This is a genomic window from Streptomyces sp. NPDC043853 (assembly GCF_056436025.1).
This window is the reverse complement of sequence record NZ_JBWKDJ010000015.1, coordinates 20,080-45,394: the sequence shown is the minus strand read 5'-3', so window position 1 is coordinate 45,394 and position 25,315 is coordinate 20,080. Positions and strand designations below refer to the sequence as shown.

The window sequence follows — 25,315 nt, the reverse complement described above, 5'->3', positions numbered from 1 at the left end:
CACACGACGGAGTCATACCCACCATGCGCTACGGATCATAACTATCCGTGCGTGAGATCCGGTCGAACTCCGGCAGCATGAGGGGCGCATGCCGCGCATGGGTGGTGCACGGGCATGCCGGCCAGGGTCGGTTTCACGCCGCCCCGGCCGGCCACGGCACCCGCACGGACCGTACGGCGCCCAGCTTCGCCGGTCCGGATATCGCGGGCGAATCGGTCATGTTGCCTGCGGGTAACGCGGGTTGACGGCGGCGAAGTGGCAGGCCGAGGGGTGGGCGGCGGGCCCTCCCATGCGGGCGAACTCCTCGGGGACCGCCAGCGGCGGGACCTCGACGGCGCACCGGGCCTGCGCCTTCCAGCAGCGGGTACGGAAGGGGCAGCCGGACGGCGGGTCGGCCGGGGAGGGCACGTCGCCGCTGAGGATGATCCTCCCCCCTGCCTCACCCGGGAGACCCGCACGGCGCTCGCGGGCCTCCGGGTCGGGCACCGGGACGGCGGAGAGCAGGGCCTGGGTGTAGGGGTGGGTGGGGTGCTCGTAGATCTCGGTGTCGGTGCCGGTCTCGACGATCCGGCCCAGGTACATCACCCCCACCCGGTCGGAGATGTGCCGGACGATCGAGAGGTCGTGCGCGATGAACACGTAGGCGAGCCCGAATTCGGACTGGAGGCGTTCCAGCAGGTTGACCACCTGGGCCTGGACGGAGACGTCCAGCGCGGACACCGGTTCGTCGGCGACGATGATCTGCGGCTGGAGGGCCAGGCCCCGGGCGATGCCGATGCGCTGTCGTTGGCCGCCGGAGAACTGGTGCGGATAGCGGTTGATGTACTCCGGGTTGAGGCCGACCACGTCGAGGAGTTCCCGCACCCTGCGGCGCCGGTCGCCCTTGGGCGCGGCCTCGGGGTGGATCTCGTAGGGCTCGCCGATGATGTCGCCGACCGTCATCCGCGGGTTGAGGGAGGTGTACGGGTCCTGGAACACCATCTGGATGTTGCGGCGGACCGCCTTCAGGGCCCGGCCGGACAGCCGGGTGATGTCCTCGCCCTGGTAACGGATCGCGCCGGCGGTGGGGCGTTCGAGGTGGACCAGCAGCCGGGCCACGGTGGACTTGCCGCAGCCGGACTCCCCGACGATGCCGAGGGTCTCGCCGGCGGCGAGGGTGAAGTCCACCCCGTCGACGGCCTTGACGGCGCCGACCTGCTTCCGGAAGAGGACGCCGCGGGTGAGCGGGTAGTGCTTGACGAGGCCGCTGACCTCGAGGATGGCCTCAGCTGTGCCGGGCATGGAGGCAGTCCTTCCAGAAGTGGCAGGCGCTGGACCGGGGTACGGGCGACGGTGTGACCGGGTGGAGCGGCGGGACGTCCGTGCGGCAGACGTCCTGCGCCATCGGGCAGCGCGGGTGGAAGGCGCAGCCCGGCGGGATGGCCAGCAGGTTGGGCGGCAGGCCCTTGATCGCGTAGAGCTCCTGGCCCTTGCGGTCCAGGCGGGGGATCGAGTCGAGCAGGCCCCGGGTGTAGGGGTGGGCGGGGGCCTTGTAGATCTCGTGGACCCCGGCCGCCTCCACGATCCGGCCGGCGTACATGACGGCGATGCGGTCGGCGACGTCGGCGACCACCCCGAGGTCGTGGGTGATCAGGATCAGGCCCATGTCGAGCTCGCGCTGGAGTTCCGCGAGCAGGTCCATCACCTGGGCCTGGACGGTGACGTCGAGGGCGGTGGTGGGTTCGTCGGCGATGATCAGCGCGGGTTCCAGGGCCAGCGCCATGGCGATCATGATGCGCTGCCGCATGCCGCCGGAGAACTGGTGGGGATAGTCCCCGACCCGCTGCTTCGCGGCCGGAATCCGCACCCGGTCCATCAGTTCCACGGCCTTGGCCCGGGCGTCCTTGCGGGACATGCCTCGGTGGACCTCGAACATCTCCCCGAGCTGGCTGCCCACGGACAGCACCGGGTTGAGGGAGGACAGCGCGTCCTGGAAGATCATCGCCATCTCGGCGCCGCGGATCCGCCGCCGCTCCTCCTCCTTCATCCGGAGCAGGTCCTGCCCCTTGAAGAGGATCTCGCCGCCGGTGATCTTCCCGGGCGGGGAGTCCAGGATGCCCATCACCGCCTGGGCGGTCACCGACTTGCCGGAGCCGGACTCGCCGAGCACGGCGAGGGTCTCCCCCACGTCCACCGCGTAGCCCACCCCGTTGACCGCCTTGGCGATGCCGTCCCGGGTGCGGAACTCCACGTGCAGGTCGCGTACTTCGAGCAGCATGGACGTCGGGCTCCTCAGCGCAGCTTGGGGTCGAGGGCGTCGCGCACCGCGTCGCCGAGCATGATGAAGGCCAGCACGGTGATGCTCAGCGCGCCCGCGGGCCACAGCAGCATGTGCGGGGCGTTGCGGATCTGCGGGGCCGCGTTGGAGATGTCGATGCCCCAGGAGACGGTGGGCGGGCGCAGTCCCACGCCGAGGAAGGACAGGGTGGCCTCCAGGGCGATGTACGTGCCCAGGGCGATGGTCGCGACGACGATGACCGGGGCGACCGCGTTGGGGGCGACGTGCCGGGCCAGCATCCGGCCGTTGCCCGCGCCGAGGGCCCGCGCGGCCTGGACGTAGTCGTTCTGTTTGGCGGTGATCACGGAGCCGCGGGCGATACGGGCGATCTGTGGCCAGCCGAGCAGCACGATGAAGCCGACCACCGGCCAGACCGTGGTGCTGGTGACCACGGACAGGAAGACGAGGCCGCCCAGGACCACGGGGATGCCGAAGAAGATGTCGGCGACCCGGGAGAGGGTGGCGTCGCTCCAGCCGCCGAAGAAGCCGGCCAGGCCGCCGAGGAGGGAGCCGAGCAGGGCGGCCCCGACGGTGGCGCAGATGCCGACGGTGATGGAGGCCTTGGCGCCGTACACGGTGCGGGTGTAGACGTCGCAGCCCTGGGTGTCGTAGCCGAACGGGTGTCCCGGTTCGGAGCCCTGCTGCGATTTGGACAGGTCGCACTGGAGCGGGTCGCCGGAGGCGATGGCCTGCGGCCAGAGGGCGATGAAGACGAGGAAGAGGATCAGCAGCGCCGAGATGACGAACACCGGGTTGCGGCGCAGCTGGTGCCAGGCGTCGGACCACAGCGAGCGGGCCCGCTCGGTGGGGGGCGTCCGCTGTCCGGGAAGGGTCTTCTCCAGGCTTTCCGCATCGTCCAGGGCCAGGTCCATGGGTCCGCCCTGTCCGGTGGGAGCGATGGCTTCCCCCTCTCCGGGTTGCAGCGGGTCGTACGCCTCCGAGCGCCCGGGGGGCTCCAGGCGCTCGGCGTGCTCCAGCTGGTCGGGGTGCTCGGGGCCCTGGTGACGCTCAGGCATACCGGATCCTCGGGTCCAGGACCGCGTAGAGCAGGTCGACGAGCAGGTTCGCCAGCAGGAAGACGATGACCAGGATGGTCACGAACCCCACCACGGTGGGGGAGTTGTTGCGCAGGATGCCCTGGTAGAGCTGGTAGCCCACGCCGTGGATGTTGAAGATCCGCTCGGTGACGATGGCGCCGCCCATCAGGGCGCCGATGTCGGTGCCGATGAAGGTGACGACGGGGATGAGGGAGTTGCGGAGCAGGTGCCGGGTGATCACCCGGTGGCGGGGCAGGCCCTTGGCCACGGCGGTGCGGACGTAGTCGGCCTTGGTGTTCTCGGCGATGGAGGTCCGGGTGAGCCGGGTGACGTAGGCGAGGGAGACCAGGGCGAGCACGATGCCGGGCAGCAGCAGTTCGCCGAAGCCGGCCTCGGAGGAGACCGTGGGCCGCACCCAGCCCCATTTCACGCCGAAGAGGTACTGCAGCAAGTAGCCGGTGACGAAGGTGGGCACCGAGATGACGACCAGGGTGAGCACCAGCACGGTGGTGTCCACGGACCGGCCCCGGCGCAGTCCGCTGACCACGCCGAGGGTGATGCCGACGAGGATCTCGATGACGATCGCGACGCAGGTCAGCCGGAGGGTGACGGGGAAGGCGGTCGCCATCAGCTCGGTGACCGGCTGTCCGTTGAACGCGGTGCCGAAGTCCCCCTGGAAGATCTGCCCCATGTAGTGGAGGTACTGCTTCCACAGGGGTTGGTCGAGGTAGAGGTCCTTGCGGATGCGGGCGGCGGTGGCGGGGTCGGGGGCCTTGTCGCCGAACAGCGCCGCCACCGGGTCGCCGAGCGCGTACACCATGAAGAAGATCAGGAACGTGCTGCCGATGAACACCGGGATCATCTGGAGCAGCCGCCGGATCACATAACGTCCCATGCAATGCTCCGGGGTGTGCGGCGGGAGCGGGAGCTCAGCCGACCGTGATGCGGTCGTACACGGGGACGCTGAACTGGTTCAGCTCCACGTTGCTCAGCCGGTCCGAGTAGCCGGCGCTGCCGTTCTGGTACCAGAGCGGGATCGATGGCATCTGTGCGGCGAGGATCTTCTCGGCGTCCTGGAAGAGCGAGATGGCCTTGGCGGTGTCGGACTCGCGGTTGGCCTCGTCGACGAGCCGGTCGAAATCGGGGTCGGAGAACTTGCCGTAGTTGGAGGAGGCGCCCGTGTAGTACAGCGGCTGCAGGAAGTTCTGGATGAGCGGGTAGTCGCCCTGCCAGCCCGACCGGAACGGGCCGGTCAGCTTGAAGGAGGTGGTCTGGTTGCGGAAGTCCGCGAAGGTGCCGATCGGGTTGACGGTGCAGACGGGGCCCTTGCCGAGGGCGTTGTTGATGCTGTTGCAGACGGCGTCCATCCAGGCGCGGTGCGAGCCGGTGTCCACGTTCGAGGTGAGGGTCATCTTCCCGCCGGGCAGACCGCCGCCCTCCTCGATGAGCTGCTTGGCGGCCGCCGGGTCGTAGGTGCACAGCTCCCCGCACATGTCCTTGAAGCCGCCGGCCGCGCCGAGCGCGGAGGAGGTCCAGTCCTGGGCGGGGCTGCGGGTGTTCTGGAAGATCTGCTTGGTGATCTCGGGGCGGTTGATGGCCCGGGAGATGCCCTGGCGGACCTTCTCCATGCCCGGTTTGCCCCACTGGGGGTCGTAGAGCGGGAAGGTGAGGGTCTGGATGATCAGCGCGGGCTGGTTGATGTAGCGGTCGCCGAGGTCGTTCTTGACGTTCTTGAGCTGCGAGGCCGGCACGTCGTCGACCAGGTCGAGGTTGCCGGCGATGAGGTCCGTGTAGGCGGTGTTGTTGTCGGTGTAGACCTTCAGGTCGACCCCGTCGTTCTGCGCCTTGTCCGGGCCGGTGTAGCCGTCCCAGGCGCGCAGCTGCATGGCGGTGCCCTTGGTGTACGACTCCACCGTGTACGGGCCGTTGCCGACGGGTTTGGCGAGCCAGCCGGCGTGGTCGGTGAAGAAGGACTTCGGCAGCGGGGAGAACGCCTGGTAGCCCAGCGTCTGCGGCCAGGTGGAGAACTTGTCCTTGAGGGCGACGGTGAAGGTCTTCGGGTCCTTGACCACCAGGCCGGACATGGTCTTGGCCTTGGGTTCGCCGGAGGCCGGGTGCAGGTCGTCGTAACCGACGATGTCGGCGAAGAACGGCGCGTTGTTCTGCTTGTTGCGGACGTCCGCGGCGTAGTTCCAGGCGTCCACGAAGGACTGGGCGGTGACGGCTTCGCCGTTGCTGAACTTCCAGCCGTCCTTCAGGGTGACGGTGAAGTGCTGGCTGTCGGTGGTGTCGATGCTCGCGGCCACCATGTCCTGGGCCGCGCCGGTCTTCGGGTCGTACCGCTTCAGTCCGCGGAAGAGCATGTCGAGGACCTTGCCGCCCTGCACCTCGTTGGTGTTGGCGGGCTCCAGCGGGTTCTGCGGGTCGCCCCAGGAGGAGCTGACGATGCCGGCGCCGGCCCCGCTGGTGTCGCTGCCGCCGCCGCAGCCGGTCGCCGCGAGGGCGACGGCCACGGCGCAGGCGGCCCAGGTGGCGTGGGTGGCTCCGCGCATCGTGCCTCCTTGGTGCTGACTGCTCGACTGGGAGCAATGTCACCGCATGGAGACGCCGTCGCACTCCAGGCGGGTCCGATTGGACCCGCGCGTCCCGCCCCTGTCACCCCTTGGAGTGCAACGGCAGCTCCCAGGTGTTCACCGAGAAGTGCAGGCGCATGCCGTGCGCCTCGTAGAGGGCGAGGGCGCCGGTGGCGTTGAGGGTGTCCACGCCGAGGCCCAGGGTGTCCCGGCCGCGGGCGGCGTAGACGGCGAAGGCGTGCCGGAGCAGGTGTCCGCCGATGCCCCGGCCGCGCATGTCCTTGCGCACGCCGAGGTGGTTGACCCAGGCCATGGAGGTGCGGTCGTCACGGGAGAGGAGCACGCCCACGTCACCCTCGCCGGGGAGGGAGGCGATCCAGGCCAGGGACCAGTCCAGCTCGCGGAGGGAGTAGTGGTCGAGCCAGGCCCCGTACTCCCGGTGCACGTGTCCGAAGTGCTCCGCGAAGGAGTCCTCGACCAGGGCGTGGGCACGGCGCCGGTCCTCCTCGTCGGTGCCGCAGTGCCGCAGGGTGAGGCCCGCGGGGGCCTCGCCGGGGCCGGCCGCCGGGTCCAGGGACCGGACCATCACCTGGTAGCGGCGTACGGTCTGCCAGCCGCGGGTGGTCAGCAGGGCGGTGTCGAGGGTCGGCCCGGTGTTGAGCTGCATCCGCAGGCTGCCCGGGACCCCGCCGGCCATCTCCCGCGCCCTCGCCTCCATCAGGGACAGCATCCGAGCGGCGGCGTCCTGGTGCTCGGGCAGTACGTACTGGTCGGCGCCGACCAGCCCGGGCTCGCCCTCGGGCCAGACCATGCCGTAGGCGACCAGGCGGCCGCCGTCGTGGGCGAGCCAGGAGTCGGTGGCCAGGTCCACGTCGGGGTGGTTGAGGTCGGCCTCCACCTCGTGGAGGTCGGTCTCGGGGCGGCCGATCTCGATCATGTCGACGGTGTTGAGGAGGGCGCAGATGTCGCCCGCGTCTCCGGGGCCCGCGGGCCGGACAGTCAGCATCCGTCCACTGTCCCGGGCCGTCCGCCTCCCGGACAACCCAATAACGGGCCGGGAAAAGCGCAGGGCCCCGCACGTGGGTGCGGGGCCCTGCGCCGGAGGGGTGCGCTTACGCGTCACCCTCCAGCGCCTGCAGCGCCGGGTCGAGGACGATGTCCTCGGCGTGCTTCTCGGTGGTCGGGTCCTCCGGGAAGTGGCAGGCCGTCAGGTGGCCGGGCTTGCTGGTGGAGAGCTGCACCAGCGGCGGCTCCTGCGAGGCGCAGATGTCCTGCGCCTTCCAGCACCGGGTGCGGAAGCGGCAGCCGGACGGCGGCATGATCGGCGAGGGGACGTCGCCGGAGAGGCGGATCCGCTCGCGCTTGGTGCCGTCCAGGTCGTCCGTCTCCGGCACGGCCGACAGCAGCGCGTGCGTGTACGGGTGCCGCGGCCGGTTGTAGAGCGAGTCCCGGTCGGCGATCTCCACGATCTTGCCGAGGTACATGACCGCGACGCGCTCGGAGAAGTGCCGGACGATCGACAGGTCGTGCGCGATGAACACGAAAGCGATGCCGCGGTCCCGCTGGAGCTCCTGGAGCAGGTTGACGACCTGCGCCTGGATCGACACGTCGAGGGCCGAGACCGGCTCGTCCGCGATGATCAGCTTCGGCTCCAGCGCGAGGGCGCGGGCGACGCCGATGCGCTGGCGCTGGCCGCCGGAGAACTCGTGCGGGAAGCGGTTGTAGTGCTCCGGGTTCAGACCCACGGTCTCCAGGAGCTCGCGGACCTTCTTCTCCCGGCCGCCGGGCGGGTTGATCCCGTTGATCTCCATCGGGCTGGAGATGATCGTGCCGACCGTCTGCCGCGGGTTCAGCGAGGCGTACGGGTCCTGGAAGATCATCTGGATCTCGGACCGGATCGGCGCCAGCTTCTTGCGGCCGGCGTGGGTGATGTCCTGGCCGCGGTAGGTGATCTTGCCGCCGGTCGGCTCCATCAGCCGGGTGATCAGCCGGCCGGTGGTCGACTTGCCGCAGCCGGACTCGCCGACGAGGCCCAGGCTCTCGCCCGGCTTGATGTCGAAGGTCAGGCCGTCGACGGCCTGGACCGCGCCGACCTTCCGCTTGATCGGGAATCCGCCCATGATCGGGAAGTGCTTCTGCAGCCCTTCCACGACCATCAGCGGCTCAACGGCCTTGGTGGTGGTGTTCTCGGTCATGGTCTTAGCCCCAGTCGCTGGTGATCAGCTATCAGCCCAGCCGGGGCTGAATCGTCTCGAAGAAAGCCTGCTGCTTCTGCTCCGCCGTCAGGTGGCACGCCGCCGCTCGCCCGTCCGGAAGCTGCGGACGCTCGGAGGTGCACAGGCCGCCGGCAACCAGGTCCGTGTAGGAGCAGCGGGCGCTGAAGGCGCAGCCGGGCGGCGGGTTGAGCAGGCTCGGCGGCGATCCGGGGATCGGCATGAGCGGCTCGTTGACGTCGGAGGTCAGGCTCGGCATCGACCGGAGCAGACCCACGGTGTACGGGTGCGAGGGCTTCTGGAGCACCTCGCGGACGGTGCCGCGCTCCACGGCCCGGCCCGCGTACATGACCAGGAGGTCGTCGGCCATGTTGGCCACGACGCCGAGGTCGTGCGTGATCATGATGATCGCGGAGCCGAACTCCTGCTGGAGGTCCTTGAGCAGGTCGAGGATCTGCGCCTGGACGGTCACGTCGAGGGCCGTGGTCGGCTCGTCGGCGATCAGCAGCTCGGGGTTGCAGACCAGGGACATGGCGATCATCGCGCGCTGGCGCATACCGCCGGAGAACTGGTGCGGGTAGTCGTCCACGCGGCGCTTGGGGTCGGGGATGCCGACCTTGCCGAGCATCTCGATGGCCCGGTCCCGGGCCTCCTTCTTGCTCGCGCCGGTGTGCTTGCGGAACGGCTCGGAGATCTGGCGGCCGATGGTGTAGTACGGCGACAGGGCGGTGAGCGCGTCCTGGAAGATCATCGCCATCTTGTTGCCGCGGAGCTTCTCCAGCTCCTTGTCCTTCAGGTCGGTCACTTCCTGACCGTCCAGCCGGATGGAGCCGGTGATGTTGGTGCTCCGCGGGTTGTGCAGGCCCAGCACGGTCAGGTTGGTCACCGACTTGCCGGAGCCGGACTCGCCCACGATGCCCAGCGTCTGGCCGCGCTTCAGGTCGAAGGACAGGCCGTCGACCGCCTTGACGATGCCGTCCTCGGTGGAGAACTGAACCCGCAGGTCGCGCACCGACAGGAAGGCGTCGGACTCGTTCTGAGCCGGGACGTCCTCGGTCTTGGTGAGTGTGGTCACGGTCGTTCTCCTAGGCCAGACGCACGCGCGGGTCGATGACGGCGTACAGCGCGTCCACAACGATGTTGAAGAAGAGGATGAGCGCGGCGCTGAACACCATGACGCCCATCGTCAGCGGCAGGTCCTTGTCCTTGACGGACTCGACGGCAAGGCGCCCGATGCCGGCCAGGTTGAACGTGAACTCGGTGACCACCGCGCCGCCGAGCAGGGCGCCGAGGTCGATGCCGAGGATGGTGACGATCGGGATCAGCGAACCGCGCCAGGCGTACCGGAAGAAGACGTACCTGTTGCTCATGCCCTTGGCGCGGGCGGCACGGACGTACTCCTCCTGGAGCTGCTCGATCATCGTCGAACGCGCCATACGGGTGTAGTTGGCCGTGAAGATGACCGACATGACGAGCCATGGGATCAGCAGACCCATGAACCAGCCGCCGAAACTCTCGGAGAACGGCACGTACTTGGGCTTCTCCAGCCAGCCGGTGCTGTAGACGAAGATGCCGAGGACCACCGGGCCGAGGAAGTAGATCTGGAGCGAGGACAGCACCAGCGAGGAACCACTGAAGAACTTGTCGATCCAGGTGCCCTTGCGAGCGGCGGCGATCATGCCGGCGCCGAGGCCGACGATCAGGAAGACGATCAGGCCGCCGACGGACAGCGAGATGGTCAGCGGGAGGCGGTCGACCAGGGTGTCCCAGACCATCTGCTGGTTGTCGAAGGAGACACCGAAGCAGGGGGCGGCGCAGTGGCCGACGGAGAAGTCACGTCCGGCGAAGATGCCGACCATGTAGTCCCAGAACTGGACGGGGACCGGCTTGTCCAGGCCCATGTTCTTGTGGATCACCTCGAGGGCGTCCGGGGTGCAGTTCTTGCCACAGGCCAGCATGGCCGGGTCCTGCGGGATGGCGAAGAACATGAAGAAGGTGAAGGCACTGATCAGGAACAGGATCAGCACTGCGCCGAACGTCCGGCGAAGAAGGAATTGAAGCATGGGGTCGCTGCTCTCAGGACGGCGGCGTGAGGGGTCGAATGGGATCGGACCGGTGCCCCGGGGGTGTGCAGACCGCCGTCTGCACACCCGCCGGGGCTTCGGCCTGAGAGAGTGTTAGCTCTTCAGGAAGACGCGGGTGACGTCAATCGCGCTCAGGTCGTTCGAGTAGCGAGCGCCACCGACGTTCGAGCCCTGGATCTGCAGCGACTTGGTGAAGTACAGCGGGGCGGCCGGGTTGATGCGCTCCACGATGTCGTGGTGCAGCGCCGTCCACGCCTTCTGCGCCTCGGCCGGGTCGACGATCTTCTTCGCCGCGGCGATCGCCTCGTTGACCTTCGGGTCGTTGATGTGCGAGTAGACCGAGGAACCGTCCTGCAGCTGCTTGCCGTCGTACAGCGGCGGGATGACGGTGGAGGCGGACGGCCAGTCCTGGCCCCAGCCGGTCATGTAGAGGTCGAGACCGTTGTCGACCTTGCCGACCTGCTCGTACCAGGTCGCGCCGTCGATCTCCTTCTTCTGGACGTCGAGACCGATCTTCTGCAGGGCGTCGGCGATGAACTGGGCCTGCTGCTGACGCTTCGGGGTGTTGGCGTAGGCGTAGGTCAGCTTCATGCCAGTGGCGCCGGCCTCCTGGATGAGCTTCTTCGCGGCCTCGATGTCACCCATCGGCTTCTTCAGCTTGCCGAAGGGGTCGTAGTCCTTCTCGAAGCCCGGGGTGGTGGGGGAGATGAGACCGGTCGCGACCTCACCGCCGTACGCACCGCCGTCCGGCTGGTAGACGTTCTTGTTCGGCATGGCCAGGGTGATGGCGTCGCGGATGCGCTTGTCCTTGACCCGGTCCAGGTTGAAGTTCAGCTGCCAGACGTAGGGCTGGTAGCCGGAGATCGTCCGGGCCTTGGCCGCGGCGTCGTTGACCACGTTCTGCACCTGCGTGGTGGCGACGGTGCCGGTCAGCTGGATGCCGTTCTTGGCCTCGTCACGGTCGGCCAGGATCGCCTTGGTCTGCGCCTCGTCCGGCGTGTTGAACTGGATGTTGAAGCCGTCGACGTACTGGTGACGGACCGAGTCGGTCTTCGGGTCCCAGTTCTCGTTCTTGACGAGCTTCATCTCCTTGCCCGGCTTGAAGTCCGCGATCTTGTAGGGACCGAGGGAAACCGGAGCGGTGTCGTACTTCTCCTTCGAGTCCGTCTTGGCGGGCACGATGGAGTAGCCGGTCATCGCCAGGGCCTGGGGCAGGTCGGCCTGCGGCTCCTTGAACTTGAAGACGATGGTCTTCTCGTCCGGGGTCTCCAGGACGTCGTTCGGCAGGTGCTGGCCGCCGTACGGGCCCTCCGGCAGCGCCTTGCGGTACGTGGTGCCCTCGCCGGACAGCCAGTTCTGCAGGTAGACCGGGCCGTCGGTGACGAACGGCGTGTACAGGCGCTCGACCGTGTGGCGGACGTCCGCCGAGGTGATCGCGGTGCCGTTCTGGTCCTTGATGCCGTCCTTCAGGGTGAAGGTCCAGGTCTTGCCACCGTCGGTGGTCTTGCCGGAGTCGGTGGCGAGGTCACCGACGACGGTCATCTTGCCGTTCTCGTCCTCCTGGTACTGGGTCAGACCACGGTGGATGAGACGGCCCAGGATGCGGGCGTCGGAGACGTAGCTCTGCGCCGGGTCCAGGTGGGAGAAGTCGTCCGTCTGGTAGACGGTCACGGTGCCGCCGGCACGGGAGCCGGGAACGTCGGCGGCCGGGCCGGTGGACGCCTTGGCGTCACCGAAGGCGACGGCCGCGGACTGCTTGGCGGCGTCTTCCTTGGTCTTGCCCTGGGTCTTGGAGGTGTCGCTCTTGTTGTCGTTGCCACCGCAGGCGGTCAGGACGAGCGAGCCCGCCGCAACCGCGATGACGATCGCGGTCGCCTTGCGCGTGCCGAAGATGCTCATGGTGATGAGTACCTATCTGTAGGTAGTGATCCAACTGTGCTGCCTGACACGCCGTCAACGAGGCGTGGCTGGGCGGCAGCTGTCCCGCTGCAGTGACGTCAGCGTCCGGACTTCGGGTCGAACGCGTCCCGAACCGAGTCGCCGAGCAGGTTGAAGGCCACCACGAAGACGACCATCGCGATACCCGGGTAGAACATGTACGCCGGGTCCTGCTCGTAGATCTCGGCGCCGATGGCGAACATCCGGCCCCAGTCCGGAGTGGGCTCGACGTAGCCGACACCCACGTAGGAGAGGAAGGCCACCGAAAGGATCGTGGCGGGCAGCATGAGCGTCGCCTGCACGAGAATCGGTGTCACCAGGTTCGGCAGCAGCTCCTTGCGGATGATCCGCCAGGGAGATGCACCCGCGATCTTGGCTGCCTCGACGAACTCCCGCTCGCGCAGGGAGAGCGTCGCGGCCCGGATCAGCCGGGAGAGGCCCATCCAGCCCAGGAACGAGAGCACCACGATGATGGCTCCCGCACGCAGGGCGGTCGGGGTCTCGCGGTCCGGACGGACGAAGGCGGCCACCACCACGGGCATCGAGGCGATGAAGAACAGCTGGCTGGGGATACCGAGCATGAAGTCGGTCAGCCGGCCGAGCCAGTAGTCCACCTTCCCGCCGTAGTAGCCGCCGACCAGACCGATCACCACGCCGAGGACGACCATGACGATCGTCGCCGCCAGGGCCGTGAAGATCGACGTCCGCATGCCGTACAGCAGCTGCGTGAAGACGTCACGGCCGAGCGTGGGCTCGATACCGAACCAGAAGTCGCCAGAGATTCCTCCGAACGACCCCACCGGCATGTTGAACTCATCAAGGAGTCCTTCGGTGTTCGCCCCGTACAGCTCGTACGGGTTCTTCCCGTACAGCTTGGCGATCACCGGCGCGAGCAGCGCCACGGCGAAGAAGAAGATGACGATGAACGCGGAGATCACTCCGGCCTTGTCACGCTTGAATCGTCGCCACATGAGCTGCCCGGGGGACAGCCCAGCGGGGTCCTTGGCCTTCGGAGCGTCCTTGGACGGCTCCTCGACCAGGACATTGGGCGCTGCCGCGCCCTCAGTCTGCGCAGGGCTGGTCACGATCGCGTCGCCCCCAGAGCGATCACAGTCGCGCGCGTGACCCAGTTGGCGCTTTTGGCACCACGCATGGGGTCCTCCTCATGAGTTCACTTGTCACTACGTGAGGGGCACTCAGAGGGATCGCCGACACCCCTGACGGCTATTTCTCCAGTACCCCAAGTGTGCTCGTGAGTCGGCACTCCCCACAGTGCGTGACCCATTGACCCGAGCTCATTGGAGCCATCCTCAGGGACGTCCCCCGGACGAAACCACACCTGGCCGGTCTCGTTTTCACAACATCACCCCACCCCAGAAAACCGATATCCGGACAAAGCGAGCAGAGACAGACACGCCCGAAACGGACTGTTAGCACACCTTCCGGAGTGTGACGACCGGTATCCGGACACCTGAACGAGATAATCCGTTTGACAAAAGCGAACAGCCCCCCTACCACGGAACACCGTGGCAGAGGGGCTGTGAGCAGGCAATAAGAACCTGACGGAACCCTCTGGGGTTGCTCGCCGACTACGCGGGCTACGGGCCTACTTGGCGGCCTTGGCGCGCGAGGCGGTGCGCGAGCGCTCCTTCTGGTCCAGGACGACCTTGCGGATGCGCACGGCCTCCGGGGTCACCTCAACGCACTCGTCGTCGCGGCAGAACTCCAGGGACTGCTCCAGGGAGAGCTTGCGCGGCGGGACGATCGCCTCGAAGGAGTCGGCCGACGAGGACCGCATGTTGGTGAGCTTCTTCTCCTTGGTGATGTTCACGTCCATGTCGTCGGAGCGCGAGTTCTCGCCGACGATCATGCCCTCGTACACCTCGGTGCCGGGGTCGGTGAACAGGACACCGCGCTCCTGGAGGTTGGTCATCGCGAAGGCGGTGACCGCGCCGGCGCGGTCGGCGACCAGGGAGCCGTTGTTACGGGTCTGCAGGGCGCCGAACCACGGCTCGTGGCCCTCGTGGATGGAGTGGGCGATACCGGTACCGCGGGTCTGGGTCAGGAACTCCGTACGGAAGCCGATCAGACCGCGGGACGGGACGACGAACTCCATGCGGACCCAGCCGGAGCCGTGGTTGGACATGTTGTCCATCCGGCCCTTGCGGACGCCCATGAGCTGGGTGACGGCGCCCATGTGCTCCTCGGGCACGTCGATGGTCATGCGCTCGACGGGCTCGTGGGTCTTGCCGTCGACCTCGCGGGTGACGACCTGCGGCTTGCCGATGGTCAGCTCGAAGCCCTCGCGGCGCATCTGCTCGACCAGGATGGCGAGCGCGAGCTCACCGCGGCCCTGGACCTCCCAGGCGTCGGGACGCTCGGTGTCCAGGACGCGCAGCGAGACGTTACCGATCAGCTCGCGGTCCAGACGGTCCTTGACCTGGCGGGCGGTGACCTTGCGGTCCTTGACCGCGGCCTTGGCGTCCGCGCCCTTGCCGGTGCCGCCGCGGCCGACCAGCGGGGAGGTGTTGGTGCCGATGGTCATGGAGATGGCCGGCTCGTCCACCGTGATCAGCGGGAGCGCGACCGGGTTCTCCGGGTCGGCCAGGGTCTCGCCGATCATGATGTCCGGGATACCGGCGACGGCGCAGATGTCACCGGGGCCGGCGACCTCGGCCGGCTTGCGGGTGAGCGCCTCGGTCATCATCAGCTCGGTGATGCGGACGTTGGAGATCGAGCCGTCACGCTTGATCCACGCGACCGTCTGGCCCTTGCGCAGCTCGCCCTGCTCGACGCGGAGCAGCGCGATGCGGCCGAGGAAGTTGTCGGCGTCGAGGTTGGTGACGTGGGCCTGGAGCGGCGCCTCGTCCTCGTACGTCGGGGCCGGGACGTGCTCCAGGATGGTGGAGAAGAACGGCTCCAGGTTCTCGCTGTCGGCGGGGACGGTGCCGTCCTCCGGCTTGGTCAGCGAGGCGATGCCGTCACGGCCGCAGGCGTAGACGATCGGGAACTCGATCTGGTCCTCGTCCGCGTCCAGGTCCAGGAACAGGTCGTAGGTCTCGTTGACGACCTCGTCGATCCGGGAGTCCGGGCGGTCCGTCTTGTTGATGCAGAGGATGACGGGCATCCGGGCCTGCAGCGCCTTGCGGAGCACGAAGCGGGTCTGCGGCAGCGGGCCCTCGGAGGCGTCCACCAGCAGCACGACGGCGTCGACCATCGACAGACCGCGCTCGACCTCGCCACCGAAGTCGGCGTGGCCGGGAGTGTCGATGATGTTGATCGTGATCGGGGCCCCGCCGTCCTTGGGGTGATACTTCACCGCCGTGTTCTTGGCGAGGATCGTGATGCCCTTCTCACGCTCCAGGTCGTTCGAGTCCATCATGCGGTCGTCGAGCTGCTGGTGGGCGGCGAAGGCGCCGGCCTGCTTCAGCATGGCGTCGACGATGGTCGTCTTGCCGTGGTCGACGTGGGCGACGATGGCTACGTTACGGATGTCGTGGCGCGTGGGCACTGCGGCGCTTCTCCCGGGATCGTGGATGGCGTCACGTACGGCCTGGTACGCGAGCCTGCCGGGCGGAAAACCTGCCACGGCCTTACCCCATGGTACGTCGCGTGGCGCGATCTGCCCGCCGGGGGGTCTGTCAAGAGGCCGGACGGCTGAGTGCGGGGTGGAGCAACCGGGCCGGTCAGGAGGCGGGGCGCGAGTGCGGGGAAAGCCGGAAAAAAGTGGGGAAAAGCGCTGGGGAAGCGGTGTGGAGCCGGGTCAATGGGCCGGGCACGACCTTGCCCGCCGGGTGATCCGGCGGGCAAGGGAATTGAGTCACTTCTGAGCTAGCTACCGAGGAGTTCACGCGGCCTGCACGGGGCCGCTACTTGTTCTTCCCGTTCTTTTCCTTGGCGGAGGCGGGCTTCTTCCATCCGATGTCCTGGTAGCGGGGGGCGCCGAGACCGAAGGCGCCGGCGTTGACCACGCCCGGCTTCGCACCCACCAGCTCCGGGCGCTGGTAGAGCGGAATCGATCCGGCGACCGCCCAGATCCGGGCATCGGCCTTCTGCATCAGCTCCCGTGCCTTGGCCTCGTCCAGCTCGCCGGCGGCCTGGTCGAAGAGCTGGTCGATGTGGTCGGTGCCCACCCGGGTGTAGTTCTGCTCGACGAGCAGCGAGCCGTCCGCCGCCGGCTCCGGCTTGGCGTAGATGGGACGGGCGTCGGTGGCCGGGAAGGCCGTCGCCGGCCAGGAGTACAGGGCCAGGTCGTACGCCCCGGAGGCGATGTGGTCCTTGAAGAAGCTCTCGTCGGCGACCTTGGTCAGCTCGGTGCGGATGCCGATCGCCTTGAGCATCTGCGCGATCCGCTCGCCCACGGCCCGCAGCGGTTCGGAGCCGGGCCCGGAGGGGAGCACGAACCTCAGGCTGAGCGGCTTGCCGTCCTTGGTGAGCACGGCCGCCGCGCCGGCCGCGGCCTGCTCGGCCGGTGCCCCGCTGGCCTTGACGCCGCGGTCGCCGTCCCGGGCGGGGTTCCGCTTGCCGTCGTCCGCGGCGTCGGCCCGGGCGAGCAGCGGTGCGTCCTTGTGCTCGGTGAGCGGTGCGGGCGCGAGCACGGTCTCCGGCCCCGGTCCGGGCTGTCCCGGCCGGTCCGCGCCCGGACGGCCGGCCCCGTACCGGTCCGGGACGGCGAAGGGGTCCGCGACGGCGAAGCGGTCCGCGTCGACGATCTCCCCGTCGGGGCCGTACGGGACGGCCTCGGGCTGCACCGGCTCGGCCGGCAGCACCGCGCCGCTGCCCTCGGGCCCGAACTCGTCACCCGGCTCGGCGGGGCGTGCGGGCGCCCCGGCGGCCGCCCGGGCCCCCTGGAACGCGGCCCCGAGCACCGGCGCGGCCCGGCCGAGCCGGCCCACCGCCGCCTGGTCGGCCGACCGGTCCGCCGCCGCCCTGGCGGCCTGCGCCGCCGAGGACAGGTCCCCGTTGCGCTCGTCGTGCTGCCCGACGATGTACAGGCCGTCGTTGCCGGTGCCCGGACCCGGCGGCCGCGCGTCGTCCTTCTTCTCCGCGGCGCTGCCCGCCTTGGTGGTGTCCTTCGGCGCGGTGCCCCGGGTGCCCCGCCGCCAGCCCGCGTCCGCCAGCAGCGCCTGGGCCTCCTTGGTGTCCTGCTTGCCCAGCGCCCCGCTGTTGTCGGTGTACCCGCGCTGCCCGGCCAGGGCCAGGTGGCTGCCGACCGGCTTGGCCGGCAGCCCCAGCGGCTTCAGCACGATCTCGGCCAGCGCCTGCCGGTCCAGGGCCCGGGCCACCGCCCGGCGCACCCGCTCGTCGGCCAGCGGCCCGGACGCCCCGTTCAGCGCCAGCTGCGTGTACGCGGGCTCCAGGGACTTCCGTACGGTGAACCCGCGCAGCGCCTTCTGCTCGTCGGCGTAGCGCCGTACGGCCTCCGCGCCCTTGCGGCGCGCGTCCTGCTCCGCCGCCGCCTTCTCCTCGTCCGCGCCGTGGGCCAGCGCCCACGAGCGCATCGCCTCGGCCGGGGTCACCGAGGTCCCCGGACCGTGCGCCGGGGCGCCCTGCGCGGCCGGGTCCTGCCCGGCCGCGTTCTTCCTGGCCTCCTCTTCCTTGGCCGCGTCCCGCTTGGCCAGCGCGATCCGGTCCACGCCCGCCCGGTCGAGCTCGGCCAGGTCCACCTTCCCGGAGGCCAGCGCCGAGGCCCGCTCGGCCCGCGGCACGGCGGTCAGCACCAGGGTGTCCAGCTTGGCCGGTGCCCCCCACCAGCGCGGGTTGCGGGACAGCGTGACCGTGCCCGCCTTCTTGTCGACGGCGCCGACGGCGAAGGGTCCGGCCGTCACCTTCAGGGTCTCCCGGGCTCCCTCGTTGAAGGACTCCGGCCGGGAGGTGACCTGCTTGGGGTAGAGCGGGGAGAACAGCGAGCGCCAGTCGGCGTAGGGCTTGGCGAAGGTGACCCGGACCTCCAGGTTGTTGGCGCCGCGTTCGATCTTCTCGATCCGGTCGTAGCCGGCGTTGCGGGCCGTCCAGAACGCCGAGTCCTTGCCGCTCAGGGCCCGCCACTGGGCGAGGAAGTCGGGCGCGCCGATCTCCCGGCCGTCGCTCCACACCGCCTTCTGGTTCAGCTTGTACAGCACGACCTGCTTCGGCTCGCGCTCGACGACCTCGGCCTTCTCCAGGTAGTCCGGGTTGACCGCCGGACGGCCCTTGGCGTCCAGGGTGAACAGGTGCGGCAGCACCGCACCGGCGACCCGGGTCGTGGTGGTGTCCGCGTCCGCCTGGTAGGCGTTCAGCGTCCCCGGGGCGGAGTCCACCGCCCAGCGCAGCACTCCGCCGTCGGCGACCTCCGCGCGCACGGTCGTCGCGATGTCCGGGCCGGCGGTGACGGAGCCGCCTTCCTCCTCGCCGGAGCTGCAGCCGGCCAGCAGCGGCAGTGCCAGGACGCCCGAGGTCAGGAGCGCCATGGAGGCCATGGATCTGCGCCTTCTCTGGCTCTGGGACATGGGTGGTACCTCCGGGGCGAGCGGGGCGTGAGGGGCGTGGGGGTTCGCGTACGTGATCACGTACGGCGGTATATGGAGCTGATCACACCGGTGACCTGACCCACTGAAATCGACGCCGGACCGCAGGGACGGCAGCCGGCCCGCGCCACGCCGCGAACCCCACCCGTGCGGACCAATCCCGGTACGGCCGGACAGCGCTTTCCCCCGCCCGAGGGATGACAATGGGAGCAGGGAGGGGCGCACAGATCAGGCCCGCGCGCCCGGAATCGTTGCACGTCCCTTCACAACCGGGGACAGGAGGAGCGACACTCGCAGGCGCACTTGGGCGTTGCCACCGCAACCTGCGGAAGTGAGGGCAAGTCATGTCCCTGCAGGACGATTTGAATGCCGTACGCCGCAACCTCGACGAGCTGAACCGCAAGGTGGAGCAGCTCGAACAGAAGGCCGCCCGGCAGCGTGGGGAGGAGCGCGGCACGTCCGCACCCCCCGACACGTCCCGGATGGTGCCCGTTCCGGACACCCCGTACGACAACGCGCTGTGGACGGACACCGATGACGAGGGCCTGGGCGCCCGCGACCGTCGGGCACCCTGATTCCGCAGCCGTAACCTTCCGCCTACCCCCATCAGGCCCAGCCGCCGCACCCCGCGGACGGCTGGGTCTCCTGGGCCACCCCTGACCACTCCTCCCGGAGTTCCCTTTGGCCACAGGCACCGAACCACCCCAGCAGCTGACCGGCGTCCACGACGCCTCGCGGGCCGCGATCCCGGCCCGCCACCTCCGTACCGACCGCTATTGGCTGGCCCCCGCCGCCACCGCGGCCGGGCTGCTCGCCTTCATCGTCTACTCGACCTGGCGGGCCTTCGCCAACGCCGACTACTACGCGGCGCCGTACGTCTCGCCCTTCTACTCCCCGTGCCTCGCGGAGAACTGCGTCCCGATGAAGGGCGGGCCCAACTGGGAGATCTTCGGCAGCTGGTGGGTGCTCTCGCCCGCCCTGCTGATCCTGGTCTTCCCGCTCGGCTTCCGGCTGACCTGCTACTACTACCGCAAGGCGTACTACCGGAGCTTCTGGGCCTCGCCGCCCGCCTGCGCGGTCGCCGAGCCGCACGCGAAGTACACCGGCGAGACCCGCTTCCCGCTGGTCTTCCAGAACATGCACCGCTACTTCTTCTACACGGCGCTGCCGGTGGCGGCCATCCTCACGTACGACGCGGTGCTGACCTTCCGCAACGACCAGTACGAGTGGGGCCACATGGGCCTCGGCACCCTGATCTTCCTCGTCAACTCCGTGCTCATCTGGGCGTACACCCTCTCGTGCCATTCCTGCCGGCACATCATCGGCGGCCGGCTGCGGCACTTCTCCAAACACCCGGTGCGCTACCGGCTGTGGGGCTGGGCGGGGAAGCTCAACGCCCGGCACATGCAGCTCGCCTGGGCCTCCCTCATCACCGTGGCGCTCTGCGACTTCTACGTGTACCTGCTCGCCACCGGCACGATCACCGACCCGAGGATCTTCTGACATGGCTCAAGTCGACCGGCAGCAGTGGGACGTGGTCGTGGTCGGCGCGGGAGGCGCCGGCCTGCGCGCCGCGATCGAGGCCCGTGAGCAGGGCGCCCGTACGGCCGTGATCTGCAAGTCCCTGTTCGGCAAGGCCCACACGGTGATGGCCGAGGGCGGCATCGCCGCCTCCATGGGCAACGTCAACGAGGGCGACAACTGGCAGGTGCACTTCCGCGACACCATGCGCGGCGGGAAGTTCCTCAACCAGTGGCGGATGGCCGAGCTGCACGCGAAGGAAGCACCGGACCGGGTCTGGGAACTGGAGACCTGGGGCGCGCTGTTCGACCGTACGCCCGACGGGCGGATCTCCCAGCGCAACTTCGGCGGACACGAGTACCCGCGGCTCGCGCACGTGGGCGACCGCACCGGCCTCGAACTGATCCGCACCCTGCAGCAGAAGATCGTCCAGCTGCAGCAGCAGGACTTCAAGGAGACCGGGGACTACGAGTCCCGTCTGAAGGTCTTCCAGGAGTGCACGGTCACCCAGGTGCTGAAGGACGGCGACCGGGTGTCCGGAACGTTCTGCTACGAACGCGAATCCGGCCGATTCTTCGTCCTGGAGGCCCCCGCGGTGGTCCTGGCCACCGGCGGCATCGGCAAGTCCTTCAAGACCACCTCCAACTCCTGGGAGTACACCGGCGACGGCCACGCCCTGGCCCTGCTCGCCGGCGCGCCCCTGCTCAACATGGAGTTCATCCAGTTCCACCCGACGGGCATGGTCTGGCCGCCTTCGGTGAAGGGCATCCTCGTCACCGAGTCGGTCCGCGGTGACGGCGGGGTCCTGCGCAACAGCGAGGGCAAGCGGTTCATGTTCGACTACGTCCCGGACGTCTTCAAGGAGAAGTACGCGGAGACGGAGGCCGAGGGCGACCGCTGGTACGAGGACCCGGACAACAACCGGCGGCCACCGGAGCTGCTCCCCCGCGACGAGGTGGCCCGCGCCATCAACTCCGAGGTCAAGGCGGGCCGGGGCACCCCGCACGGCGGCGTCTTCCTGGACGTCTCCACCCGCATGCCCGCGGAGCGGATCAAGCGCCGGCTGCCCTCGATGTACCACCAGTTCAAGGAACTGGCGGACGTGGACATCACGGCCGAACCGATGGAGGTCGGCCCCACCTGCCACTACGTGATGGGCGGGATCGCCGTCGACTCCGACACGGCGGCGACCGTGGGCGTGCCCGGCCTGTTCGCGGCCGGCGAGGTCGCGGGCGGCATGCACGGCTCGAACCGCCTGGGCGGCAACTCCCTGTCCGACCTGCTCGTGTTCGGACGCCGGGCCGGACGGCACGCCGCGGACTACGCCGCCGCGCACGACCGCCCCGTCGTCGACCAGGCACAGGTGGACGAGGCCGCGGCCGAGGCGCTGGCGCCCTTCCACGCCGACGAGGGCGCGGAGAACCCGTACACGCTGCACCAGGAACTGCAGCAGACCATGAACGACCTCGTCGGGATCATCCGGCGGGAGGCCGAGATGCAGCAGGCCCTGGGCAGGCTGCGCGCCCTGCGGGTCCGGGCCGCCAAGGCCGGGGTCGAGGGCCACCGCCAGTTCAACCCGGGCTGGCACCTGGCCCTGGACCTGCGGAACATGCTGCTGGTCAGCGAGTGCGTGGCGCGCGCCGCGCTGGAACGCACCGAGAGCCGCGGCGGCCACACCCGCGAGGACTGCCCCGCCATGGACCGCGACTGGCGCCCGGTGAACCTGGTCTGCCACCCGGTCTCCCCCGTCCCCGCCGACCCGGCGGCCGACCGCATCCGGCTGGTCCGCCAGCGGACCGAACCCATCCGCCCCGACCTGCTCGCCCTCTTCGAAAAGGAGGAGCTGGTCAAGTACCTCGCCGAAGAGGAGCTCTACGAGTGACTGCGACTGACACCGGAGCCGGAACCGGAACCGGACGGGGCTACGAGGCCCGGTTCCGCATCTGGCGGGGCGACGCGGAGGGCGGCGAACTGCGGGACTTCCGCGTAGAGGTCCACGAGGGCGAGGTCGTCCTGGACATCGTCCACCGCCTCCAGGCCACGCAGGCGGCGGACCTGGCGGTCCGCTGGAACTGCAAGGCGGGCAAGTGCGGTTCGTGCAGTGCGGAGGTCAACGGCCGCCCGCGCCTGATGTGCATGACCCGCATGTCGACCTTCTCGCGCGAGGAGACGATCACGGTCACCCCGCTGCGCGCCTTCCCGGTCATCCGCGACCTGGTCACGGACGTCTCCTTCAACTACCAGAAGGCCAGGGAAGTCCCGGCGTTCGTTCCGCCCCAGGGCCTGGCCCCGGGCGAGTACCGGATGCAGCAGGTGGACGTGGACCGCTCGCAGGAGTTCCGGAAGTGCATCGAGTGCTTCCTGTGCCAGGACACCTGCCACGTGGTCCGCGACCACGAGGAGAACAAGCCGGCCTTCGCCGGCCCCCGCTTCCTGATGCGCGTGGCCGAGCTCGACATGCACCCCCTGGACGCCGCCGAGGACGAGGGTCTGGACCGCAAGCGGACCGCCCAGGAGGAGCACGGCCTGGGCTACTGCAACATCACCAAGTGCTGCACGGAGGTCTGCCCGGAGGGCATCAAGATCACCGACAACGCCCTGATCCCGCTGAAGGAGCGCGCGGTGGACCGCAAGTACGACCCCCTGGTCTGGCTGGGCTCGAAGATCTCGCGACGCAAGACCAGCTGACCCGCCCGCCCCGGCCCGCGCCTCTCCAGCTCGCGAGAGGGGCGGGCCGGGGCTTGCCGTCCGGCCCCTACCCCCCGTGGTGGAGCACGTTGCCGTTGGTGCAGTGGTCGACGGTGTTGCCCGTCCAAGACGGATCCTCGGCCGGGTCACGGAACGTGACCTCCTTTTCCGGTCGCGATCGGGCGAAACCGCCCATACGCTCCCACATGTGATGCCGCCGAGGAGATCGATCACCGGGATCGCCGCGCGGGCCGCGTTCACGGGAGCCGCCGTGCTGCTCGGGGCCTGGGCCGGTGCCCCGGCATCCGCTGCCGCCGGCCTCGCACCGCAGGCGCCCTCCGTGCCGGTGTTCTCCCTGCCGGCGTTCTCCGTGCCCGCTGACGACCCCGTCGCCCTCGACCGGCAGGGGCAGATCACCGACCGGGTCGGAGCCCTCGGTGACCGGAGGGACGAGGTCGCCGCCGCCCTCGACGAGCTGTACGCCGACCGGCGCATCCAGCTCTTCGTCGTCTACGTCCGTGACTTCTCCGGCCGCTCCGCCCAGAGCTGGGCCGATGCCACCGCCGAGCGCAACGGCCTCGGCCAGAACGACGTCCTGCTCGCCGTCGGGACCGGGGCGCGCCAGTACGCCTACTCGGCGGACGTCGACTCCGGTTTCACCGAGGACCAGCTGGCCGAGGTCGCGCGGACCGCGATCGAGCCGGCCCTGCGGCAGAACGACTGGGCCGGTGCCGCCATCGGTGCCGCCAACGGCTACGACGCGGTGCTCGGCGGCCGCCCGGTCCCCGTCCCCACCCTCACCCCCGGCCCGGCCGACCCCGGCGGTTCCGCCGCGGACGGCGAGGAGGGCGGCGAGAGCGGTGCCGGGGACTACGTGCTGCCGGTGGTCGCGGTCGGCGCGGCCGGCGCCCTCGCCGTGTACGCGTACTCCCGCAGCAAGAGGAGGAAAGGGCGCGGCGGGACGGAAGGAACGCAGCCCGCGGGATGGGGCGAGCGGGCCGCCGCCGGACTGCCGCTGCCCGAGCTCGACGCCCGGGCGAAGGCGCTGCTCGTGGAGACCGACGACGCGGTCCGCACCAGCACCGAGGAACTCGGCTTCGCCTCGGCCCAGTTCGGCGAGGAGGCGGCCAAGCCCTTCGAGGCGGCCGTGGCGCACGCCAAGGACGAGCTGACGCACGCGTTCCGGCTGCGCCAGCAGCTGGACGACGCCTACCCCGAGGAGGATGCCACCCGGCGCCGGATGCTCGACGAGATCACGGCCCGGTGCACCGAGGCGAACCGCCGCCTGGACGCCGAGGCCGCGGCCTTCGACCGGCTGCGCGACCTGGAGAGGAACGCCCCGCAGGCGCTCGCCGTGGTGGAGGAGCACTACCGGGCCCTTTCCGGACGCACCGTCACCGCCGAGGCCACCCTCACCGCGCTGTCCCGGCGGTACGCCGATTCCGCCGCCGCGCCCGTCGCCTCCAACCCCGCGCAGGCCAGGGAACGCCTGTTGTTCGTCACCACGAACCTGGACGAGGCGCGGGCCGCGGTCGCGGCGGGCGACAACGCGCGGGCCGCGGTGCACGTACGGGCCGCCGAGGGTGCCGTGGACCAGGCGGTGACGCTGGTGGACGCGGTGGAGCGGCGCGCGCAGGAACTGGCCGAGGCGGCCGGGAAGCTGGACGGTGCACTGACCGAGACCGAAGCCGACCTGGCCGATGCCCGGGGGCTGATCGGCGGGACGCCGGAGGGGGTGTCGACCGCGGACCTGCGGGGCCGGATCGGCCGGGCGGAGGCCGTGCTGGCCGACGTACGCGGGGAGCGGGACGGCGGGGAGGGAGACGGCGGAGGGCGGTACGACCCGATCGACGCGCTGCGCCGGGTGGAGGAGGCGGACGCGGCGCTGGACGAGGCGCTGGCCGGGGCGCGGGAGCGGGAGACCGCGAACCGGCGGGCCCTGGCCCTGCTGGACCAGGCGCTGCTGTCCGCGCGCAGTGCGATCGGCGCGGCCACGGACTACGTCACCACCAGCAGGGGCGCCGTCGGGGCCACCGCCCGGACCCGGCTGGCAGAGGCCCAGCGGCACCTGCGGCTGTCCTCCGAACTGGCCGGCTCGGACGCGCCGAGCGCGCTGGCGGAGGCGCAGCGGGCGGACGCGCTGGCCCGGGAGGCTCAGCGGCTGGCCGAGCAGGACGTACGCGGGTACGAGAGCCCCTACGCGGGGCGCGGGCCCGGGAGCGGGGGCATGGGCGGCATGAACGGGGCGGTGCTCGGCGGGATCATCCTGGGCGAGCTCCTGCGCGGCGGTCGGGGCGGGGGCGGCTACCCGGGGAACCGCGGCGGGGGCTTCGGCGGGGGCTTCGGCGGGGGTTCCGGGGGCGGCTTCGGTCCCGGCCCCGGCTCCTTCGGGGGCGGCGGGACCCGGGGCCGGATGGGCGGTGGCGGCCGCTTCTGAA

At 69.9% G+C, this 25,315-nt stretch carries 18 protein-coding genes; 5 read left to right on the top strand and 13 right to left on the bottom strand.

All coding sequences use genetic code 11. From position 1 onward, the window contains the following. Window positions 1-216: 216 nt before the first annotated feature. The 13 genes from AC067U_RS30580 to AC067U_RS30520 form a co-directional block, all read right to left on the bottom strand. Window positions 217-1,281 (bottom strand): ABC transporter ATP-binding protein, encoded by a 1,065-nt coding sequence (locus tag AC067U_RS30580; RefSeq protein ID WP_478833057.1) that lies wholly within the window; start codon window positions 1,279-1,281, stop codon window positions 217-219. Beyond that, complete coding sequence (locus tag AC067U_RS30575; RefSeq protein WP_478833056.1) at window positions 1,265-2,257, bottom strand: ABC transporter ATP-binding protein; 993 nt, start codon at window positions 2,255-2,257, stop codon at window positions 1,265-1,267. The genes AC067U_RS30580 and AC067U_RS30575 overlap by 17 nt, the downstream gene beginning before the upstream one ends. A 14-nt stretch (window positions 2,258-2,271) precedes the next feature. Beyond that, complete coding sequence (locus tag AC067U_RS30570; protein ID WP_478833180.1) at window positions 2,272-3,189, bottom strand: ABC transporter permease; 918 nt, start codon at window positions 3,187-3,189, stop codon at window positions 2,272-2,274. Between the two features lie 136 nt (window positions 3,190-3,325). Beyond that, window positions 3,326-4,249 carry an ABC transporter permease gene (locus AC067U_RS30565; RefSeq protein ID WP_478833055.1) on the bottom strand — a complete coding sequence of 308 codons (924 nt, stop codon included), beginning with the start codon at window positions 4,247-4,249 and terminating at the stop codon, window positions 3,326-3,328. Window positions 4,250-4,283: 34 nt separating this feature from the next. Further along, window positions 4,284-5,906 carry a peptide ABC transporter substrate-binding protein gene (locus AC067U_RS30560; protein WP_478833054.1) on the bottom strand — a complete coding sequence of 541 codons (1,623 nt, stop codon included), beginning with the start codon at window positions 5,904-5,906 and terminating at the stop codon, window positions 4,284-4,286. 103 nt (window positions 5,907-6,009) lie between these two features. Beyond that, complete coding sequence (locus tag AC067U_RS30555) at window positions 6,010-6,933, bottom strand: GNAT family N-acetyltransferase (RefSeq protein WP_478833053.1); 924 nt, start codon at window positions 6,931-6,933, stop codon at window positions 6,010-6,012. 106 nt (window positions 6,934-7,039) lie between these two features. Next, window positions 7,040-8,122, bottom strand: a complete 1,083-nt coding sequence (locus AC067U_RS30550; protein WP_478833052.1) for an ABC transporter ATP-binding protein — start codon at window positions 8,120-8,122, stop codon at window positions 7,040-7,042. A 31-nt stretch (window positions 8,123-8,153) separates the two neighbouring features. Continuing rightward, the gene (locus tag AC067U_RS30545; RefSeq protein ID WP_478833051.1) at window positions 8,154-9,215 is read right to left on the bottom strand and encodes an ABC transporter ATP-binding protein; all 1,062 of its coding nucleotides are present in this window, start codon (window positions 9,213-9,215) and stop codon (window positions 8,154-8,156) included. A gap of 10 nt (window positions 9,216-9,225) precedes the next feature. Continuing rightward, window positions 9,226-10,203, bottom strand: coding sequence for an ABC transporter permease (locus AC067U_RS30540; protein WP_478833050.1), 978 nt, complete (start codon window positions 10,201-10,203; stop codon window positions 9,226-9,228). A gap of 114 nt (window positions 10,204-10,317) precedes the next feature. Then, window positions 10,318-12,123: an ABC transporter substrate-binding protein gene (locus AC067U_RS30535; protein WP_478833049.1), complete on the bottom strand. Its 1,806-nt coding sequence runs from the start codon at window positions 12,121-12,123 to the stop codon at window positions 10,318-10,320. A gap of 98 nt (window positions 12,124-12,221) precedes the next feature. Then, a complete protein-coding gene (locus AC067U_RS30530) occupies window positions 12,222-13,202 on the bottom strand; it encodes an ABC transporter permease (RefSeq protein ID WP_478833179.1) in 981 nt (326 codons plus the stop codon). Between the two features lie 566 nt (window positions 13,203-13,768). After that, window positions 13,769-15,673 (bottom strand): translational GTPase TypA, encoded by a 1,905-nt coding sequence (typA, locus tag AC067U_RS30525; RefSeq protein ID WP_478833048.1) that lies wholly within the window; start codon window positions 15,671-15,673, stop codon window positions 13,769-13,771. 358 nt (window positions 15,674-16,031) lie between these two features. Next, window positions 16,032-18,611 (bottom strand): ABC transporter substrate-binding protein, encoded by a 2,580-nt coding sequence (locus AC067U_RS30520; protein ID WP_478833178.1) that lies wholly within the window; start codon window positions 18,609-18,611, stop codon window positions 16,032-16,034. Window positions 18,612-19,012: 401 nt separating this feature from the next. Between AC067U_RS30520 and AC067U_RS30515 the strand changes: the two genes are divergently transcribed. The 5 genes from AC067U_RS30515 to AC067U_RS30495 all read left to right on the top strand — a co-directional run bounded on the left by AC067U_RS30515 (window position 19,013) and on the right by AC067U_RS30495 (window position 25,314). Next, window positions 19,013-19,243 carry a hypothetical protein gene (locus tag AC067U_RS30515; RefSeq protein WP_478833047.1) on the top strand — a complete coding sequence of 77 codons (231 nt, stop codon included), beginning with the start codon at window positions 19,013-19,015 and terminating at the stop codon, window positions 19,241-19,243. Between the two features lie 106 nt (window positions 19,244-19,349). Next, window positions 19,350-20,171, top strand: a complete 822-nt coding sequence (locus tag AC067U_RS30510) for a hypothetical protein (protein WP_478833046.1) — start codon at window positions 19,350-19,352, stop codon at window positions 20,169-20,171. Window position 20,172: 1 nt separating this feature from the next. Beyond that, on the top strand, window positions 20,173-22,071 hold the full coding sequence (locus tag AC067U_RS30505; RefSeq protein WP_478833045.1) for a fumarate reductase/succinate dehydrogenase flavoprotein subunit: 1,899 nt from the start codon (window positions 20,173-20,175) through the stop codon (window positions 22,069-22,071). After that, complete coding sequence (locus AC067U_RS30500) at window positions 22,068-22,877, top strand: succinate dehydrogenase/fumarate reductase iron-sulfur subunit (RefSeq protein ID WP_478833044.1); 810 nt, start codon at window positions 22,068-22,070, stop codon at window positions 22,875-22,877. The genes AC067U_RS30505 and AC067U_RS30500 overlap by 4 nt, the downstream gene beginning before the upstream one ends. Before the next feature lie 211 nt (window positions 22,878-23,088). Then, complete coding sequence (locus tag AC067U_RS30495) at window positions 23,089-25,314, top strand: TPM domain-containing protein (RefSeq protein ID WP_478833043.1); 2,226 nt, start codon at window positions 23,089-23,091, stop codon at window positions 25,312-25,314. Window position 25,315 lies beyond the last annotated feature (1 nt).

Bases quoted from the DNA above. Each gene is read 5' to 3' on its own strand.
- AC067U_RS30580 (WP_478833057.1), bottom strand. From the start codon at position 1,281: ATGCCCGGCACAGCTGAGGCCATCCTCGAGGTCAGCGGCCTCGTCAAG.
- AC067U_RS30575 (WP_478833056.1), bottom strand. From the start codon at position 2,257: ATGCTGCTCGAAGTACGCGACCTGCACGTGGAGTTCCGCACCCGGGAC.
- AC067U_RS30570 (WP_478833180.1), bottom strand. From the start codon at position 3,189: ATGGACCTGGCCCTGGACGATGCGGAAAGCCTGGAGAAGACCCTTCCC.
- AC067U_RS30565 (WP_478833055.1), bottom strand. From the start codon at position 4,249: ATGGGACGTTATGTGATCCGGCGGCTGCTCCAGATGATCCCGGTGTTC.
- AC067U_RS30560 (WP_478833054.1), bottom strand. From the start codon at position 5,906: ATGCGCGGAGCCACCCACGCCACCTGGGCCGCCTGCGCCGTGGCCGTC.
- AC067U_RS30555 (WP_478833053.1), bottom strand. From the start codon at position 6,933: ATGCTGACTGTCCGGCCCGCGGGCCCCGGAGACGCGGGCGACATCTGC.
- AC067U_RS30550 (WP_478833052.1), bottom strand. From the start codon at position 8,122: ATGACCGAGAACACCACCACCAAGGCCGTTGAGCCGCTGATGGTCGTG.
- AC067U_RS30540 (WP_478833050.1), bottom strand. From the start codon at position 10,203: ATGCTTCAATTCCTTCTTCGCCGGACGTTCGGCGCAGTGCTGATCCTG.
- AC067U_RS30535 (WP_478833049.1), bottom strand. From the start codon at position 12,123: ATGAGCATCTTCGGCACGCGCAAGGCGACCGCGATCGTCATCGCGGTT.
- AC067U_RS30520 (WP_478833178.1), bottom strand. From the start codon at position 18,611: ATGGCGCTCCTGACCTCGGGCGTCCTGGCACTGCCGCTGCTGGCCGGC.
- AC067U_RS30515 (WP_478833047.1), top strand. From the start codon at position 19,013: ATGTCCCTGCAGGACGATTTGAATGCCGTACGCCGCAACCTCGACGAG.
- AC067U_RS30505 (WP_478833045.1), top strand. From the start codon at position 20,173: ATGGCTCAAGTCGACCGGCAGCAGTGGGACGTGGTCGTGGTCGGCGCG.
- AC067U_RS30495 (WP_478833043.1), top strand. From the start codon at position 23,089: ATGCCGCCGAGGAGATCGATCACCGGGATCGCCGCGCGGGCCGCGTTC.